At 53.1% G+C, this 224-nt stretch carries 1 protein-coding gene; it reads left to right on the forward strand.

The genetic code is table 11. The features are described 5' to 3' along the window. Positions 1 to 224 (forward strand): transposase (locus tag NE547_RS18355; protein ID WP_256176655.1); only part of this gene is annotated, 224 nt, incomplete at both ends.

Genomic DNA, 224 nt, shown 5'->3' on the forward strand with positions numbered 1-224 from the left:
TATTGGAAAAAGTCAGGATCAGAGGGAGTGCCGTACTGGCAGACCGGGCATATGGTGCTCGGGCAATTCGGGAATATATCTCAGCGCACGGGGCCAGTTATGTGATCCCGCCGCAAAGCAACGTTTCCGATCCTTGGCCGGTTGACTGGCACCTGTATAAGGAGCGCCATCTGGTGGAGTGTTTTTTCCAGAAAATCAAGTGGTTTCGCAGAATCGCCACCAGA

It is taken from the genome of Flavonifractor sp. DFI.6.63, from assembly GCF_024462255.1.
Classification (GTDB): Bacteria; Bacillota; Clostridia; order Oscillospirales; family Oscillospiraceae; genus Lawsonibacter_A; species Lawsonibacter_A hominis.